We start from the raw sequence: 14,627 nt of genomic DNA, 5'->3' as shown, positions 1-14,627 counted from the left end.
CGTCAGGCCAGCCGCTCGAGGCCGACGTACGTCGCGCTCAACGTCGAGGTCTGCGACAGCGGGTCCATCCCCTCGCCGTCGACCAGCAGATTGCGGTTGACGCCGAAGGACTGCGGCTCGCCGCCGCCACTCGGATCGAAGATCCGCGAACCCCACCCGTGGTCGACGACGACCAGACCCCGGCGCAGCCGCGGCGAGAGGGCAGCGGTCAGCTCGATCGACCCGACGTGCGAGAACACCCGGACCCGATCGCCGCCGCAGATTCCCAGCGCCGCCGCGTCGTCGGGATGGATCAGCACCTCGTTGGTCCGCCCGGAGGGATGCAGCCCGGGAAGTTCGTTGAGCCACGAGTTCATCGAATGCCGGTGCCGGCGGTTGCCCAGCTGGAACGGAAAGCCCTCGGGCGCAACGGGAGGCGTCGAGGCGAGCAACTCCCGGGTCCGTGCGAGGAACTCCGGCGGTGCGGCGTGGACGCGCTTGTCGTCGGTCCGCAGCGCCTCGCGGAAGTGCCCGTACTCGCGCGGGCCGAGCACGATGCCGTGCGGACTCCCGATGACGTCGCGCCACCTGAGCCTGCTGCCGTTCACCCGTCGGCTGGTCGCGACCAGCAGCCGGTTGATCCAGTGCGGGCTGAACTCGACGTGGGGGCGCCGGGTGAGTGTCGCCACCCGGCGGGTCGCGGCGATGACGCCGTTGACGCCCCTCGCCCCGAACAGCGGTCGCCGCATCGCCATGGCGAGATCCACCCAGATCCGCCACTCCTCGCGAGCACCGGCCGGCGGTTCGACCGCCCTGACGCCGTACTGGACGAACGGCTCGTCGTGCATGCTGCTGGTGAACGCGGGTAGGTCGTCGCGCTCGAGCCAGTGGACCGCGGGCAGCAGCCAGTGTGCGTGCCGATGGCTCTCCCGTTGCACGAAGTCCACGGCCACCAACAGGTCCAGCTGGCCCAGTGCCGCATCGAGTTTGGCTCCGTCGGGTCCAGACACGACGGGGTTGCCGCTGTTGATCACCAGCGCCCTGACCTGACCGTGGCCGGGCGTGGTGATCTCGTCGGGCAGCTCCGCGAGCGCGTGTGCGCCGGCGATCATGTCGCGGCCGCGCAACCGGCTGAAATGCGGTTCCACCTTGGCGAGTTCGAACATCCGCAGCGCGTCGACGTAGCCCCGCTCGAATCGACGCCCACCGGGCCGATCCATCCGCCCGGTGATCACGTTGAGCACGTGCCCCAGCCACTCCGCAATCGTGCCCGCCTCGTGCAGCGACACCCCGGTGCGCGTGACCACCATCGCCGCCGTGGCCCGCGCGAACCCCCGTGCCACGTCCTCGATCTGGGCGCGCGGCACCTCGCAGCGCGCCGCGAGGTCGTCGAGGTCGGCGTCGGCGACGAGCGCCCGCAGATCGTCGACACCGGTGGCGAGGTCGACGCAGTCGCCCTCGTGCTCGAGGCCCTCGTCGAGGATCACCGTGACCATGGCCAGCAGCAGGGCCCAGTCCTGTCCGGGGCGCACCGCGAGGTGGACGTCCGCCTTGCGGGCGGACTCGGTGGCCACCGGGTCGACCACCACGATGGTGGCGCCCGCCTTCTGCCGCTCGAGCGCCCGCCGCCAGCCACCGGGCACCGTCTCCAGCCAATTCCAGGCGCTGACAGCGGGATTGGTGCCGACCAGCAGGAAGTAGTCGCAGTGGTCGACGTCGGAGACCGGCGACATCAGCTGAGAGCCGTACATCGCTTCAGCCACCACGTGCATGGCGTTCTGGTCGACCGACCCCACGAAGTAGCGGCTCTTGGTCCCGATGGCGTCGAGCCACCCGTTCATGAAGATGATGTTCGACGACGAGAAGCCCGCCGGGTTGCCGTAGTACACGCCGATCGAGTCCGGTCCGCCCTCGTCGATCAGCGCGTTCATCCGTGCCGCGATGTCGGACAGCGCCTCGTCCCAGGTGGACTCGACGTAGGAGTCGCCCACCCGGCGCATCGGGTTGAGTATGCGACGGGGGTGCTCGACGAGTTGATTCGCGGTGCGGCCCTTGGCGCAGAAGTCGTGCCAACTGTGGGGATTCTGCTTGTCGGGAGCGATCTTGGTGACGCGGTTCCCGGCGACCGTGACCTCGATGCCGCACGCCGCCAGGCAGTAGCGGCAGAAGGTGTGCACGGTACGGGTGTCGGCGGTCGCCGTCGCCGGGGATCGGGCGTCGCCCAGCGATTCGGTGGGAACGATGCTCATGGATCGCATCCTGCCCGAGGCGGTGGGGGCTGCACCGGCGAATCACGGTGAGCAGACTGCTTGATTCGCGTCCGCCGGTCAGGCCCGGGTCATCTCCCAGTACTCGCCGTGGCGGGCCAGCAGTTCCTGGTGCGTTCCGCTCTCGACGATCCGGCCGGCCTCCATGACGAGGATGACGTCGGCGTCCCGGATCGTGGAGAGCCGGTGGGCGATGATGAAGCTGGTCCGCGTCCGCCGCAACTCGGTCGTCGCCTGCTGGATCAGCAGCTCGGTCCGGGTGTCCACCGAGCTGGTGGCCTCGTCGAGGATCAGCAGGTGCGGGCGGGCCAGGAAGGCGCGCGCAATGGTGATCAGCTGCTTCTCGCCCGCGCTGACGTTGCCGCCGTCGTCGTTGACCACGGTCTGGTACCCGTCGGGCAGGGTGTGCACGAAGCGGTCGACGTGCGCGGCGGTGGCGGCGGCGATCACCTCGTCGGAGGACGCGCCGGGTCGGCCGAAGGCGATGTTGTCGTAGATGGTGCCGCCGAAGAGCCAGGTGTCCTGCAGGACCATGCCGATCCGGGACCGGACGTCCTGGCGACGCATCGAGGTGATGTCGACGCCGTCGATCAGGATCCGTCCGGCATCCACCTCGTAGAACCGCATCAGGAGGTTCACCAGCGTGGTCTTTCCCGCGCCGGTCGGTCCGACGATGGCGACCGTGCTGCCCGGTTCCGCGACGAGCGACAGGTCGGAGATCACCGGGGTGCCCGGCCGGTACGCGAAGTCCACGTGCTCGAACTCCACACGCCCGGCCGCGCGGTCGGGCACGCGGACGGGTGCCGGCGGATCGGGTGACTGCTCGTCGGTGTCGAGGAGGTCGAAGACGCGTTCGGCGCTGGCGATCCCGGACTGCATGGTGTTGTACATCCCCGCCACCTGTGTGAGCGGCTGGTTGAACTGACGGACGTACTGGATGAACGCCTGGATGCCGCCCAGGGTGATCTGGCCCGTCGCGACCTGCAGTCCGCCGACCACTGCCACCGCGACGTAGCTGATGTTGCCGATGAACGTCGTCACCGGGGAGATCAGCCCGGACAGGAACTGTGCGCCGAGGCTCGCCTGGTAGACGTCGGCGTTCAGGTCGCCGAACCGCTCCTGGGCCAGCGCCCGATGGCCGAACGTCTTGACCACCGTGAAGCCGCTGTAGGTCTCCTCGATGTGGGCGTTGAGCCGTCCGGTGTTGCGCCACTGCGCCACGAACAGCCGTTGCGAACGCCGGGTGATCGTCCTGGTCGCCCACAGGGACAGCGGTACGACGAGCACGGTGATGCCGGTCAGCAGAGGAGAGATGGTCATCATCATCACCAGCACGGCGAGCACGGTCAGGACCGACGTCAGAAGCTGGCTGATGGTCATCGACAGCGACGACTGGATGTTGTCCACGTCGTTGGTGACGCGGCTGAGCACCTCGCCGCGCTGCCGGGTGTCGAAGTAGGACAGGGGCAGCCGGTGCACCTTGGCCTCGACGTCGGCCCGCAGCGTCACCATCGTCCGCTGCACCGTCACGTTGAGCAGGCGGGCCTGCACCCAGATCAACAGCGCCGCAACCAGGTACAGGCCCAACGCCAGCAGCAGCGTCCGTCCGATGGCGTGGAAGTCGACACCGGCGCCCGGCACCACGTTCATCCCGGACAGCAGGTCGGCGAACGTCCCGTCGCCGCGTGCCCGCGCGGCCTCGACGGCCTGCTCCTTGGTGAGGCCGGCCGGCAGTTCGCGACCGATGACGCCGTTGAACAGAAGGTCGGTCGCGTGCCCGAGGATGCGGGGCCCGATGACGCCGATGGCGATGCCGCCGACACCGAGCAGCAGGACCGCCGCCGTCAGGCCGCGCTGCGGGGTCAGCCGCTTCACCAGCCGCAGTGCGGAACCCTTGAAGTCCCTGGTGCGCTCGGGCGGCAACTCCATCATCGCGCGCAACGGCCGCGTCATCGCACGCCCGGTTCCCGTGTCCCGGCCGCGGCTCCGGGTCTCGATGTCGCCGCCGGGGCGGCTCCGGGTTTCGATGTCGCCGCCGGGGCGGCTCCGGGTTTCGATGTCGCCGCCGGGGCGGCTCCGGCAGCCTGCGAGTCGGCGAACTCCGCGTAGATGGGGCAGTCGACGAGCAGCGACTCGTGCGTGCCGATGCCCACCACGGCACCGTCGTCGACCACCACGATCCGATCGGCCTCGGCGACCGTCGAGATGCGTTGCGACACCACGACGACGGTGGCCCCGGCGGACACCTCGCGCAGCGCGGCACGCACCCGGGCGTCGGTGCGCACGTCGAGCGCGGAGAACGCGTCGTCGAACAGGTAGATCGCGGGCCGCCGAATGACGGCCCGCGCGATCGCCAATCGTTGCCGCTGGCCGCCGGAGAAGTTGATGCCGCCCTGCGCCACCTTCATCGCCAGCCCGTCGGGGTGCGCCGAGACGAAGTCGGCGGCGGCGGCCACCCGCAGGGCATCCCACATCTCGTCCTCGGTCGCGTCGGCCTTGCCGTAGCGGAGATTGTCGGCGACCGTGCCGGTGAACAGGTAACCGCGTTGCGGGACCAGTCCGATCGTCGACCACAGCGTCTCCGTGTTCTGCTCACGGACGTCGACGCCGTTGACGCGCACCGCGCCGTCGGTGACGTCGTAGAGGCGGCAGATCAGTGACACCAGTGTCGACTTCCCGGCGCCGGTCGAGCCCACCACCGCCGTCGTCGTGCCCGGCATGGCGGTGAACGACACGTCGCGCACCACCGGCCGGTCCGCACCCGGGTGGGTGAAGGTGACGCCGTCGAGCACGATCTCGCCCGTCTCGTGCTCGGGCATGCGAGGCCGGGCCGGATCGGCGATGGCGGCGGTGGTCGACGTCACCTCGGTGATGCGTTCGGCGCACACCGCGGCGCGCGGCAGGATCACCAGCACGAACGTCACCAGCAGCACGGCCATCAGGATCTGCATGAAGTAGGACAGGAAGGCGATCAGCGCGCCGACCTGCATCTGGCCGGCGTCGATGCGCATGCCGCCGAACCAGATCAGCGCGACGCTGGACACGTTGATGACCAGGGTCGTCACGGGCAGCATCAGCGCCTGCAGCCTGCCGACGCTGAGAGCGGTGTCCGACAGGGACTGGCTGGCCGCGCCGAAGCGTCTCGTCTCGTCCGGCTCCCGGGCGAACGCCCGGATCACCCGGATGCCGGACAACTGTTCGCGCAGAACGCGGTTGATGCCGTCGATCAGGCCCTGCATCGCGCGGAACAGCGGCAGCAATCGCGACACGATCAGATAGTTGGCCACCACGAGGATGGGCACGCTGACGAGGAGCAGCCACGACAGCCCGGCATCGAGGTGGATCGCCATCGCGATGCCGCCGATGGTGGTGATCGGCGCCGTGATGAGCATCGTGGCCGTCATCTGCACCAGCACCTGGATCTGCTGGACGTCGTTGGTGGTCCGGGTGAGCAGCGAGGCCGTGCCGAAGCGCGACGTCTCCTCGGCGGACAGACCGATCACGTGGTGGAACACCGCCGACCGCAGGTCCCGGCCGAACCCCATGCCGGCGCGGGACCCGAAGAACACCGCCCCGACGGCGCACAGCACCTGCAGCGCGGTGACGCCGAGCATGATGCCGCCGAGTTCGACGATCAGGCCGGTGTCTCCGCGCGCGACGCCGTCGTCGATGATCGCGGCGTTGATGGTCGGCAGGTAGAGCGAGGCGACCGTGCTGACCACCTGCAGCGCCGCGACGACCGCGAGTAGACCGCGATACGGCCGTACGTACCGCCGGATCAACGCCCAGAGCATCTCGTAACTGTCGCACACCGTTCCGGGCGGGATCATGATCGACCACCGCGAGCGCGAAACGCCGAAACACGCAGGTCAAAGGACGTGCTGGTGGTTGGGGCTCCGGGCTGCCGCTACAGTTGCGGGCGTGAAGGGACTTCCGCGCGCCCGCCTGGGCAGGCGCCAGGCGAGGGCATTGGCCGTGGCGCTCCTGGCAGTCGTTCCGGTGCTCGCCTCCTGCTCCTCGTCCGACGAACCGTCGGATCCCGGCGCGTCGTCGGCACCCGACCAGGGGGCTTCGAGCAAGCACGGGCCGTTCTTCCCCGAGTGCGGCGGCATCACCGATCAGATCGTCGGCGAACTGACCCAGGTGCCCGGTCTGGTGAACACGGCGAAGACGTCGGTGGGGTGCCAGTGGCTCGCCGGCGGTGGCGTCCTCGGACCACACTTCTCGTTCTCGTGGTTCCGTGGCAGCCCCATCGGCAGGGAACGGAAGACCGAGGAATTGTCGAGGACCAGCGTCGAGGACATCAACATCGAGGGCAACGACGGCTTCATCGCCCTCAGCGACGACCCGACCCTCGGGGTCAGCCTGTGCGAGATCGGCATCGGCTTCGACGACGACTTCATCGAGTGGTCGGTCAGCTTCGCCCAGAAGCCGTTCCCGGACGCGTGCGAGGTCGCCAAGGAACTCACCCGCCAGTCGATCGTGAACAGCAAGTGAGCGCCCGTCGCGTCACCACCGGGGTCGGTGCCCTCCTCGGCGCGGTGACCGTCCTGCTGGGCCTGCAGGGTTGCTCGCAGAACGTCGAGGGCACCGCCGTGAAGGCCGGGTCCGGGGACACCCAGCGCAACGACAACTCCGAACGCCAGTACCCCAACCTCCTCAAGGAGTGCGACGTCCTGACCCAGGACATCCTGGCCAAGACGGTCGGCGCGGATCCGCTCGACATCCAGAGCACCTTCGTCGGCGCGATCTGCCGCTGGCAGGCGCTGAACCCGTCGGGCCTGGTCGACATCACGCGCTTCTGGTTCGAGCAGGGCAGCCTCGACAACGAGCGGTCGACCGCGCAGCAGCTCAACTACCAGATCGAGAGCCGCGCGGTGAACGGCGTCCCGTCGATCGTGATGAAGCCCAACGACCCCAACGGTGCGTGCGGCGTCGCCAGTGACGCCGCGGGCGTGGTCGGCTGGTGGGTCAACCCGCAGGCGCCGGGCATCGACGCGTGCGGAATGGCGATCAAGCTGATGGAGCTGACGCTCAACACGAACAACTAGCCGGCTACCGCGGCACGTGGAAGGCGAGTAGCCGCGCACCGCCCGGTTCGAGGTCGGCCCACTCGCCCTCGACGCCGAGCATCGCGATGGCCGACGTCGGGAACTTGGCGGAGATCTCCGCCGCGAGCTGCTCCGCGTCGGGGTCGCCGTCCGCCAGCCCCAGGGCCAGCCCGGACGTGGTGGGCTCGTGGCCGACGACCAGAAGCGTGCCGACGCCCGGCGAGACTGCGTTGATGGCCGCGATCACGGTGCCGGGGACCGCGTCGTACAGCTCGTCGAGGTACTCCACGGGGGCCTCGATGCCGGTGCGCGCCAACGTCTGACGGGTACGGGTGGCCGTCGAGCAGAGCACCGCGTCGACCTCGGGCGTGTGCGCCCGGATCCACTCGCCCGCCAGGGGCGCCTCGCGGTCGCCGCGTTCGGCCAGCGGGCGGTCGTGGTCGGTGACGCCGCCCGGATAGTCCGACTTGGCGTGTCGCATCAACAGCAGAGTCCTGGTCACGGGTCTCAAACTAGTCGGGTCGTGGCGGCTCGGGCGGCGGCGCGCTCGATGGGTGCGCCACATGCCGGTCGAGGTCCGAGGACTTGTCGGAGGCCGGACCTACACTCCACTCACGCTCGAAGGACGAGATGGGGGAGGGACGATCGAATGCGATTCCTGCACACCGCCGACTGGCAACTCGGCATGACGCGGCACTTCCTCAACGACGAGGCGCAGCCGCGGTATTCGGCCGCCCGCCGTGACGTGGTCGCCGCGTTGGGCCCGCTGGCCGCGGAGGTCGGGGCGGAGTTCGTCGTCGTCGCGGGGGACGTGTTCGAGGACAACCACCTCGCACCGCGCGTCGTCAGCCAGTCGCTCGAGGCCATGCGGGGCATCGGCGTCCCGGTCTACCTCCTGCCGGGCAACCACGACCCGCTCGACGCCGGCTCGGTCTACACCAGTGCGCTGTTCCGTCAGGAGTGCCCCGACAACGTCGTGGTACTCGACCGCGCGGGTGTGCACGAGGTGCGGCCCGGGCTGCAGATCGTCGCGGCGCCTTGGCATTCGAAGGTGCCGACCACCGATCTGGTGGCCGACGTCCTCGCCGGGCTGTCCGCCGACGACGGCGTCACCAGGATCGTGGTCGCGCACGGCGGTGTCGACGTGCACCAGGCCGACCGGGAGAAGGCGTCCCACATCCGCCTCGCGGCGGTGGAGCAGGCGCTCGCCGAGGGGGCGGTGCACTACGTCGCGTTGGGCGACAAGCACTCCCGCATGCAGGTGGGCGGCACGGGGCGGGTGTGGTACTCGGGCTCGCCGGAGGTTACCAACTACGACCACGTCGAGAACGATCCCGGCCACGTCCTGGTGGTCGACGTCGACGAGGAGGATCCGGCGCGCCGCGTCGAGGTCGACGCCCGCCGGGTCGGCAGGTGGCGGTTCGTGTCGCTGCGCCGCACCGTGGACACCAGCCGCGACGTGACCGACCTGGATCTCAACCTCGACCTGCTGACCGACAAGGACCGCACCGTCGTCCAGGTGGGCCTCAACGGGACGCTGACCATCTCGGACAAGGCGGCGCTCGACGACTGCCTCGAGAAGTACGCCCGCCGGTTCGCGGCACTCACGGTGTGGGAGAGCCAGACCGACGTCGTGGTGATGCCGGCCGACGGCGAGTTCGACGACCTTGGCATTGGCGGGTTCGCCGCCGCCGCCGTCGACGAGCTGGTCGCCGCGGCCAAGCTGGAGGACGACCAGTCCGACGACGCGCGCGCGGCCCTCGCCCTGCTGCTGCGTCTCGTCGATCGGGGTGCGGCGTGAAACTGCACCGGCTGACCCTGCGCAACTACCGCGGAATCACGTTCCGCGACATCGAGTTCCCCGACCGCGGCATCGTCGTGGTCAGCGGCGCCAACGAGATCGGCAAGTCCTCGATGATCGAGGCGCTCGACCTGCTCCTCGACGCCAAGGACCGCTCCGGAAAGAAGGAGGTGAAGCAGGTCAAGCCCACCCACGTCGACGAGGGTGCCGAGGTGACCGCCGAGATATCCACCGGGCCGTACCGCTTCACGTACTTCAAGCGCTACCACAAGCGGCCCGTCACCGAACTGACCGTGACGGCGCCCGCGCGCGAGCAGTGGACCGGCGACGAGGCCCACGACCGCGTGCTGGCCATCCTCGCCGAGACCGTCGACGTCCGGCTGTGGGAGGCCCAGCGCGTCCTGCAGGCGTCGGCCACCTCGCCCGTCGACCTGTCCGGGTGCGACGCCCTGTCCCGGGCGCTCGACGTGGCTGCGGGGCAGTCGGTCAGCCTCACGGGGTCGGCGTCGACGGGCTCGGGGCTGTCGGGATCGGAGCCCTTGCTGATCGACCGCATCGACGGCGAGTTCAAGAAGTACTTCACGTCCACCGGACGTCCGACGGGGGAGTGGGCCGCCGCCGGCAAGCATCGCCAGGTGACCGCCGACACGGTCGAGGCGTGCCGCAGGGCGGTCGCGGAGATCGACGAGGCCGTCGCGCGGCACGGCACCCTCACCTCCGACCTCGCGGCGGTGGCCGCCGAGCGCGACGCGGCCGTCCGACGGCTGGAGGCGGCACGGCTGCGGGCCGACGCCGTCGCGAAGATCGCCGGACGGCTCGAGCAGGCCCGCGTGCTCGCCGACGCCGCGGCCACGTCGCACGCCGCCGCCTCGGCTGCCGTGGACGAACGGCACCGTCTGGCAGCCGAACTGGCGCGTGACGAGGCGGCCATCGTCGGTCTGGAGGCCGAACTCGTGCAGGCCGTCGACCACGAGATCGCCGCCCGCTCGGCGCTCACCAACGCCGCGGACGCCGCGACCGCCGCCGCCGTCGACGTCGAGACCGCACAGGCCGAGGTCGAGGCCGCACGCACCGTGGTCGAGCAGATCGCACGCCGCGGCGAGGCCGACTCGCTCGCCGTCAGGATCAAGAAGATCGACGCGACCGATGCCGGCTTGCGCACCGCCGCAGCCGAACTCGGCGAGATCCGGCTGACCGATCGGTCGATGCGGCTCATCGAGAAGGCTGCCGCGGAGGTCGATGTCGCCACGGCGGCCGCCGACGCCGCGTCCGCCCGCATCGAACTCGTCGCGGCCACCGACGTCGCGGTCGACGTCGACGGCGAACCGGTGTCGCTGCCCGCCGGCGACACGTGGGTCACCAGTGCGACGTCTCCCACCGAGGTCAGCGTGCCGGGCGTGCTGACCGTCCGCGTGGTGCCCGGTGCGCCCGCGGCACACACCGGCGAGGCCCTCGAGGCCAAGCGCCAGGTCCTCGCGCGGGCCCTCGACGAGGCCGGCGTGGTCGACGTGGCGGCGGCGCGGGTGCTCGACGGCCATCGCCGCGAAACGGCCGCGCTGGCTCAGCGCCTGCAGGCCGCCCGCGACGCCCACGCAGGTGACGACGACGTCGAGGCGCTGCGGGCGCGGCTCGCGCAGCTGCGTGCCGATCTGCCCGCCGGTGAGTCACCCACCGCGGACCAGGCGCGTGCGGCGTTCGACGCGGCGGCGACGGCACACCGCCAGAAGCGAACGGCTGCAACCGAGCTCCGGGATGCCGCCGCGACGTCGGCCACCCGGGCCGCCGAACTCGCCGCCCGGTCGGAGGGCGTGCGGACGGCGGTCGCATCGGCGCGTACCCGCATGACGACGCTCGCCGACCGGCTCGAGCGCGGGCGGGCGACCGCCGGCGACGACGAGCTGACACTGGCCGCATCAGCGGCCGCCGACCGCTTGCGCGACACCACCGCTTCCGTTCGGGAACTGGCGGCCGAGTTCGACGGCGCCCACCCGGCCGCCGTCACCGCGGAGTTCGACCAGGCAGCCGCACACGAGGCGCTGCTGAGCCGTCGGCACGACGAGCTCGCCGAACAGCTCGTGCGCACCGAGGCGGAGCTGGGCGTGTACGGCACCGAGGGTCGTCGCGGACGGCTCGACGAGGCGCTGCTCGAGCACGGCTACGCCGAGGGCACCTGGTTGCGGCTCAAGCGACGCGCACACGCCGTGATGACGTTGCGCTCGGTGATGGCGCGCCACCGCGACGACGCGCGCCAGCGCTACGTGGATCCGTTCCGCATCGAGGTGGAGCGCTTGGGACGCATCGTGTTCGGCGCGGACTTCGAGGTGGAGATCGACGCCGAACTGCGGATCCAGAGCCGCACGCTCGACGGCTGCACGGTGCCCTACGACTCGCTGTCCGGTGGGGCGAAGGAGCAGCTCGGCATCGTGGCGAGGCTCGCGGGCTCGGCGCTGGTCGCCAAGGAGGACGGCGTCCCCGTCGTCATCGACGACGCGCTCGGCTTCAGCGACGCCGAACGACTCAGCCGGATGGCGGAGGTCTTCGACGCGGTGGGCGGCGACGGGCAGATCATCGTGCTGACCTGCAGTCCCGAGCGCTACGCGGGCGTCATCGACGCACACCGCATCGAGTTGACGGCGGCAGGTCAGCCGGCGGGCGCCGCGTTCGGCTGAAAAGCGCCGCCGCGGCTCCTACACTCGTGCCCCGTGAAGGTGGACTACATCGTCGTGGGAACCGGTTCCGCCGGATCGGTGATCGCCAACCGTCTCGGCGCCGTGCCGAACGTCCGGGTGGCCGTCATCGAAGCGGGCCGGCCGGACAAGGACAAGTTCGTCCACATCCCCGCCGCGTTCTCCAAGCTGTTCCGCGGGCCGCTGGACTGGAACTACCTGACCGAGCCGCAGAAGGAACTCGACGGCAGGCAGGTCTACTGGCCACGCGGCAAGATGTTCGGCGGCTCGTCGTCGATGAACGCGATGATGTGGGTGCGCGGGTTCGCCGCCGACTACGACGAGTGGGGGCGGGTCGCGGGCCCGGAGTGGGCGTGGTCCCACGTCGCCGAGTACTTCGCCCGCATCGAAACGGGTCCGCTGGAGGTGTCCCCGCAGCGCAGCCCGCGCCGCTCGACGGCCGCGTGGCTGGAGGCGGTCCGGGAATGCGGCTACTCCGTGGAACCGCCCAACCAGGACAACCCCGAGGGGTTCTGCGAAACCCAGGTGACGCAGCGCCGTGGAGCCCGCTGGAGTACCGCCGACGCCTACCTCAAGCCGGCAGTCCGCAGGGGCAACCTGGAGGTGTTCACCGAGTCCACCGTCACCCGCATCCTGTTCGACGGTCGTCGCGCCGTCGGCGTCGAGTTCCTCCGGGGTGGCCGGCGGGAGGTCGTCGAGGCCGACCGCGAGGTGATCCTGTGCGGCGGGGCCGTGAACACACCCCAGCTGCTCATGTTGTCGGGCATCGGCGACCGCGACCGCCTCGCCGAGTTCGGCATCCCGTCGGTTCGACACGCCCCCGAGGTCGGCCGCAACCTGCTCGACCATCTGGTGGTCCCGCTGGGGTTCGACGTCGCCGGTGACTCGCTGCAGGCCGCGGAGAAGCCCCTCGAGCTGATCAACTACCTGGCCCGGCGGCGAGGGATGCTGACGTCGAACGTCGGTGAGGCGTACGGCTTCGTTCGCAGCAGGCCCGACCTCGACCTGCCCGACCTCGAGCTGCTGTTCGCGCCCGCACCGTTCTTCGACGAGGGCATCGGGGAACCCCCGACCCGCCACGGCGTGGTGACCGGGCCGATCCTGCTCACGCCGAAGAGCAGCGGCACCATCGCGCTCGCCTCGGCCGACCCGCTCGTCAAGCCCCTCATCGACCCGGGGTACCTCACCGACCCCGAGGGTGCGGACCGCCAAGCCCTGATGACCGGCCTGCGCATGACCGCCGAGATCGTCGCGGCGCCGTCGATGCGCCGTCTGCTCGGCGCCATCGCCCGCCCCGTCGGAGCGACCGATCTGTCCGACGAGACCCTCGAGCGGGCGCTGAACACGCAGTCGCACACCCTGTATCACCCCGTCGGCACCTGCCGCATGGGGAGCGACGAGGGCAGCGTCGTCGACCCGCAGTTGCGCGTCCGAGGGGTCGACGGCCTGCGGGTGGCCGACGCGTCGGTGATGCCGTCGATCATCCGTGGCCACACCCATGCGCCGTCGGTGCTGATCGGGGAGAAGGCCGCCGACCTCATCACGTCGGCGTCGTAGCCGACAGCACGCTCAGAAGTACGCGTTGGCGGGGATCGGGGTGTCGTGCAGCAGGTTCTCGCCGATCACCCGGGCCTTGTAGGCCACCGGGTTGTGCAGCGTGATCGTGCGGATGTTGCGCCAGTGCCGGTCCAGGTTGCGCTGCCGGCTCGCGGCGCTGGCGCCACCGAGTTCGAGCAACCGGGTGGCGGCCTCGGGCGCGACGTCGTCGAGGTGGACCTTGACCTTCGCCGCACGCAGTTGCGCCTCGGTGGCCAGCGCCGCGTCGGGGACGCCGTCGACCTCGGAGGCCACGGCGTCGGCGATGGCCTGGGCGGCGTCGAGCACGGCGGCCCGCGCGACCGACGCGGTGGACGCGAGGACGCCGAGCTGACGCTGCAGCAGCGGATCTTCCGTCGGACGTTCCGACGTGGCGTGGCTGAAGCTGCGGTCGCGTGAGCGCAGCAGTGCGACGCCGTCGTCGACGACGTTGGCGAGGATGCCCGCGACCACGGCGTGGATGAAGAGCTGCAGCGACGCGTACTGGACCGTCGGCACGGGTTCGGCGTCGTACGAGCTGTCCGAGAGCACCTCGTCGGCCGACACCGCCACGTTCGTGAACGTGGTGGTCCCGGTGCCGGTGCGGCGCTGCCCGAAGCCGTCCCAGTCGTCGACCAATTTGACGCCCGTCCGGTTGGCGGGGATGACGACGTTGGCCACGGAGTCGTGGTCGGTGGTCGCCGTGACGGTGAGGTAGTCGGAGAACAGGGTGCCGGTGCTGTAGTACTTCTCGCCGGCGAGCCGGAACCCGCCCGCGCCGTCGGGCAGCAGTCGGGTGTTGAACACGAGGCTGCCGACGGCGTTGCCGCCCCTCTCGCTGAACGCGTTGCCGAAGATCTTGCCCGCCGTCACCTCGCTCAACCAGCGTCGGGAGCCGTCATCCTGGGGGCCGGCTGCCGTGTTGCTGTGGCTTTCACGTGTGTCCGAGCTCACCGTGCGCAACCGTTCCTCGACGAACCAGAAGTGCGTGCGAAAGATGTGCGCCACAATCGGATCCGCGCGCGCCACGTCTATGACGGCGGAGAACAGTTGTGGCACGGTGAATCCCGCGCCACCAAGCTCCTCGGGTATGCGCAGGGTGCCGAAGCCGGCGTGCTTGAGGGAGCTCACCTGCTCGAAGGGATTCTCGTCGTTGAGGTCTCGGTCCTTGGCGCCGGAGCCGATGCGGGCGAGCAGGTCGGTCCAAGCGGTCGATCCGGGCAGTGTGCGGTCGATGCCTTCCACGGTGGTCATGGTCACCGTTCTA

At 70.4% G+C, this 14,627-nt stretch carries 9 protein-coding genes and 1 pseudogene; 5 read left to right on the top strand and 5 right to left on the bottom strand.

Going from position 1 to position 14,627, the window contains the following annotated elements:
- Positions 1-2 precede the first annotated feature (2 nt).
- From G6N64_RS26170 to G6N64_RS26160, 3 genes and pseudogenes are all read right to left on the bottom strand, one after another.
- Entirely contained in the window at positions 3-2,228 is a 2,226-nt protein-coding gene (locus G6N64_RS26170; protein WP_163800708.1) for a molybdopterin-containing oxidoreductase family protein, read from the bottom strand.
- Between the two features lie 78 nt (positions 2,229-2,306).
- Entirely contained in the window at positions 2,307-4,199 is a 1,893-nt protein-coding gene (locus tag G6N64_RS26165) for an ABC transporter ATP-binding protein (RefSeq protein ID WP_163800707.1), read from the bottom strand.
- A gap of 110 nt (positions 4,200-4,309) precedes the next feature.
- Positions 4,310-6,040: pseudogene (locus tag G6N64_RS26160) on the bottom strand (ABC transporter ATP-binding protein); the annotation flags it as partial.
- Positions 6,041-6,167: 127 nt separating this feature from the next.
- Here G6N64_RS26160 and G6N64_RS26155 point away from each other — a divergent pair.
- Positions 6,168-6,743, top strand: a complete 576-nt coding sequence (locus tag G6N64_RS26155) for a DUF3558 domain-containing protein (protein WP_246230810.1) — start codon at positions 6,168-6,170, stop codon at positions 6,741-6,743.
- Positions 6,740-7,297: a DUF3558 domain-containing protein gene (locus tag G6N64_RS26150; RefSeq protein ID WP_163800705.1), complete on the top strand. Its 558-nt coding sequence runs from the start codon at positions 6,740-6,742 to the stop codon at positions 7,295-7,297. Before G6N64_RS26155 ends, G6N64_RS26150 begins: the two co-directional genes overlap by 4 nt.
- Positions 7,298-7,301: 4 nt before the next feature.
- On the opposite strand, the gene G6N64_RS26145 is transcribed toward G6N64_RS26150, so the two are convergent.
- Positions 7,302-7,778 carry a SixA phosphatase family protein gene (locus G6N64_RS26145; RefSeq protein WP_246231334.1) on the bottom strand — a complete coding sequence of 159 codons (477 nt, stop codon included), beginning with the start codon at positions 7,776-7,778 and terminating at the stop codon, positions 7,302-7,304.
- Between the two features lie 168 nt (positions 7,779-7,946).
- Between G6N64_RS26145 and G6N64_RS26140 the strand changes: the two genes are divergently transcribed.
- The 3 genes from G6N64_RS26140 to G6N64_RS26130 are packed head-to-tail and all read left to right on the top strand — an operon-like array spanning position 7,947 to position 13,342.
- Entirely contained in the window at positions 7,947-9,098 is a 1,152-nt protein-coding gene (locus tag G6N64_RS26140) for a metallophosphoesterase family protein (RefSeq protein WP_163800703.1), read from the top strand.
- Positions 9,095-11,767, top strand: coding sequence for an ATP-binding protein (locus G6N64_RS26135; RefSeq protein WP_163800702.1), 2,673 nt, complete (start codon positions 9,095-9,097; stop codon positions 11,765-11,767). Before G6N64_RS26140 ends, G6N64_RS26135 begins: the two co-directional genes overlap by 4 nt.
- 33 nt (positions 11,768-11,800) lie before the next feature.
- Entirely contained in the window at positions 11,801-13,342 is a 1,542-nt protein-coding gene (locus tag G6N64_RS26130) for a GMC family oxidoreductase (protein WP_163800701.1), read from the top strand.
- A gap of 12 nt (positions 13,343-13,354) precedes the next feature.
- On the opposite strand, the gene G6N64_RS26125 is transcribed toward G6N64_RS26130, so the two are convergent.
- Positions 13,355-14,614, bottom strand: coding sequence for an acyl-CoA dehydrogenase family protein (locus G6N64_RS26125; protein ID WP_163800700.1), 1,260 nt, complete (start codon positions 14,612-14,614; stop codon positions 13,355-13,357).
- Positions 14,615-14,627 lie beyond the last annotated feature (13 nt).

Source organism: Mycolicibacterium sediminis (genome assembly GCF_010731735.1).
In the GTDB taxonomy this organism is placed as follows: Bacteria; Actinomycetota; Actinomycetes; order Mycobacteriales; family Mycobacteriaceae; genus Mycobacterium; species Mycobacterium sediminis.
This window is presented reverse-complemented; position numbering and strand designations above follow the sequence as displayed.

Excerpts from the sequence above, each read along its gene's own strand:
- G6N64_RS26165 (WP_163800707.1), bottom strand. The coding sequence starts at position 4,199 with ATGACGCGGCCGTTGCGCGCGATGATGGAGTTGCCGCCCGAGCGCACC.
- G6N64_RS26125 (WP_163800700.1), bottom strand. The coding sequence starts at position 14,614 with ATGACCACCGTGGAAGGCATCGACCGCACACTGCCCGGATCGACCGCT.
- G6N64_RS26170 (WP_163800708.1), bottom strand. The coding sequence starts at position 2,228 with ATGAGCATCGTTCCCACCGAATCGCTGGGCGACGCCCGATCCCCGGCG.
- G6N64_RS26145 (WP_246231334.1), bottom strand. The coding sequence starts at position 7,778 with ATGCGACACGCCAAGTCGGACTATCCGGGCGGCGTCACCGACCACGAC.
- G6N64_RS26140 (WP_163800703.1), top strand. The coding sequence starts at position 7,947 with ATGCGATTCCTGCACACCGCCGACTGGCAACTCGGCATGACGCGGCAC.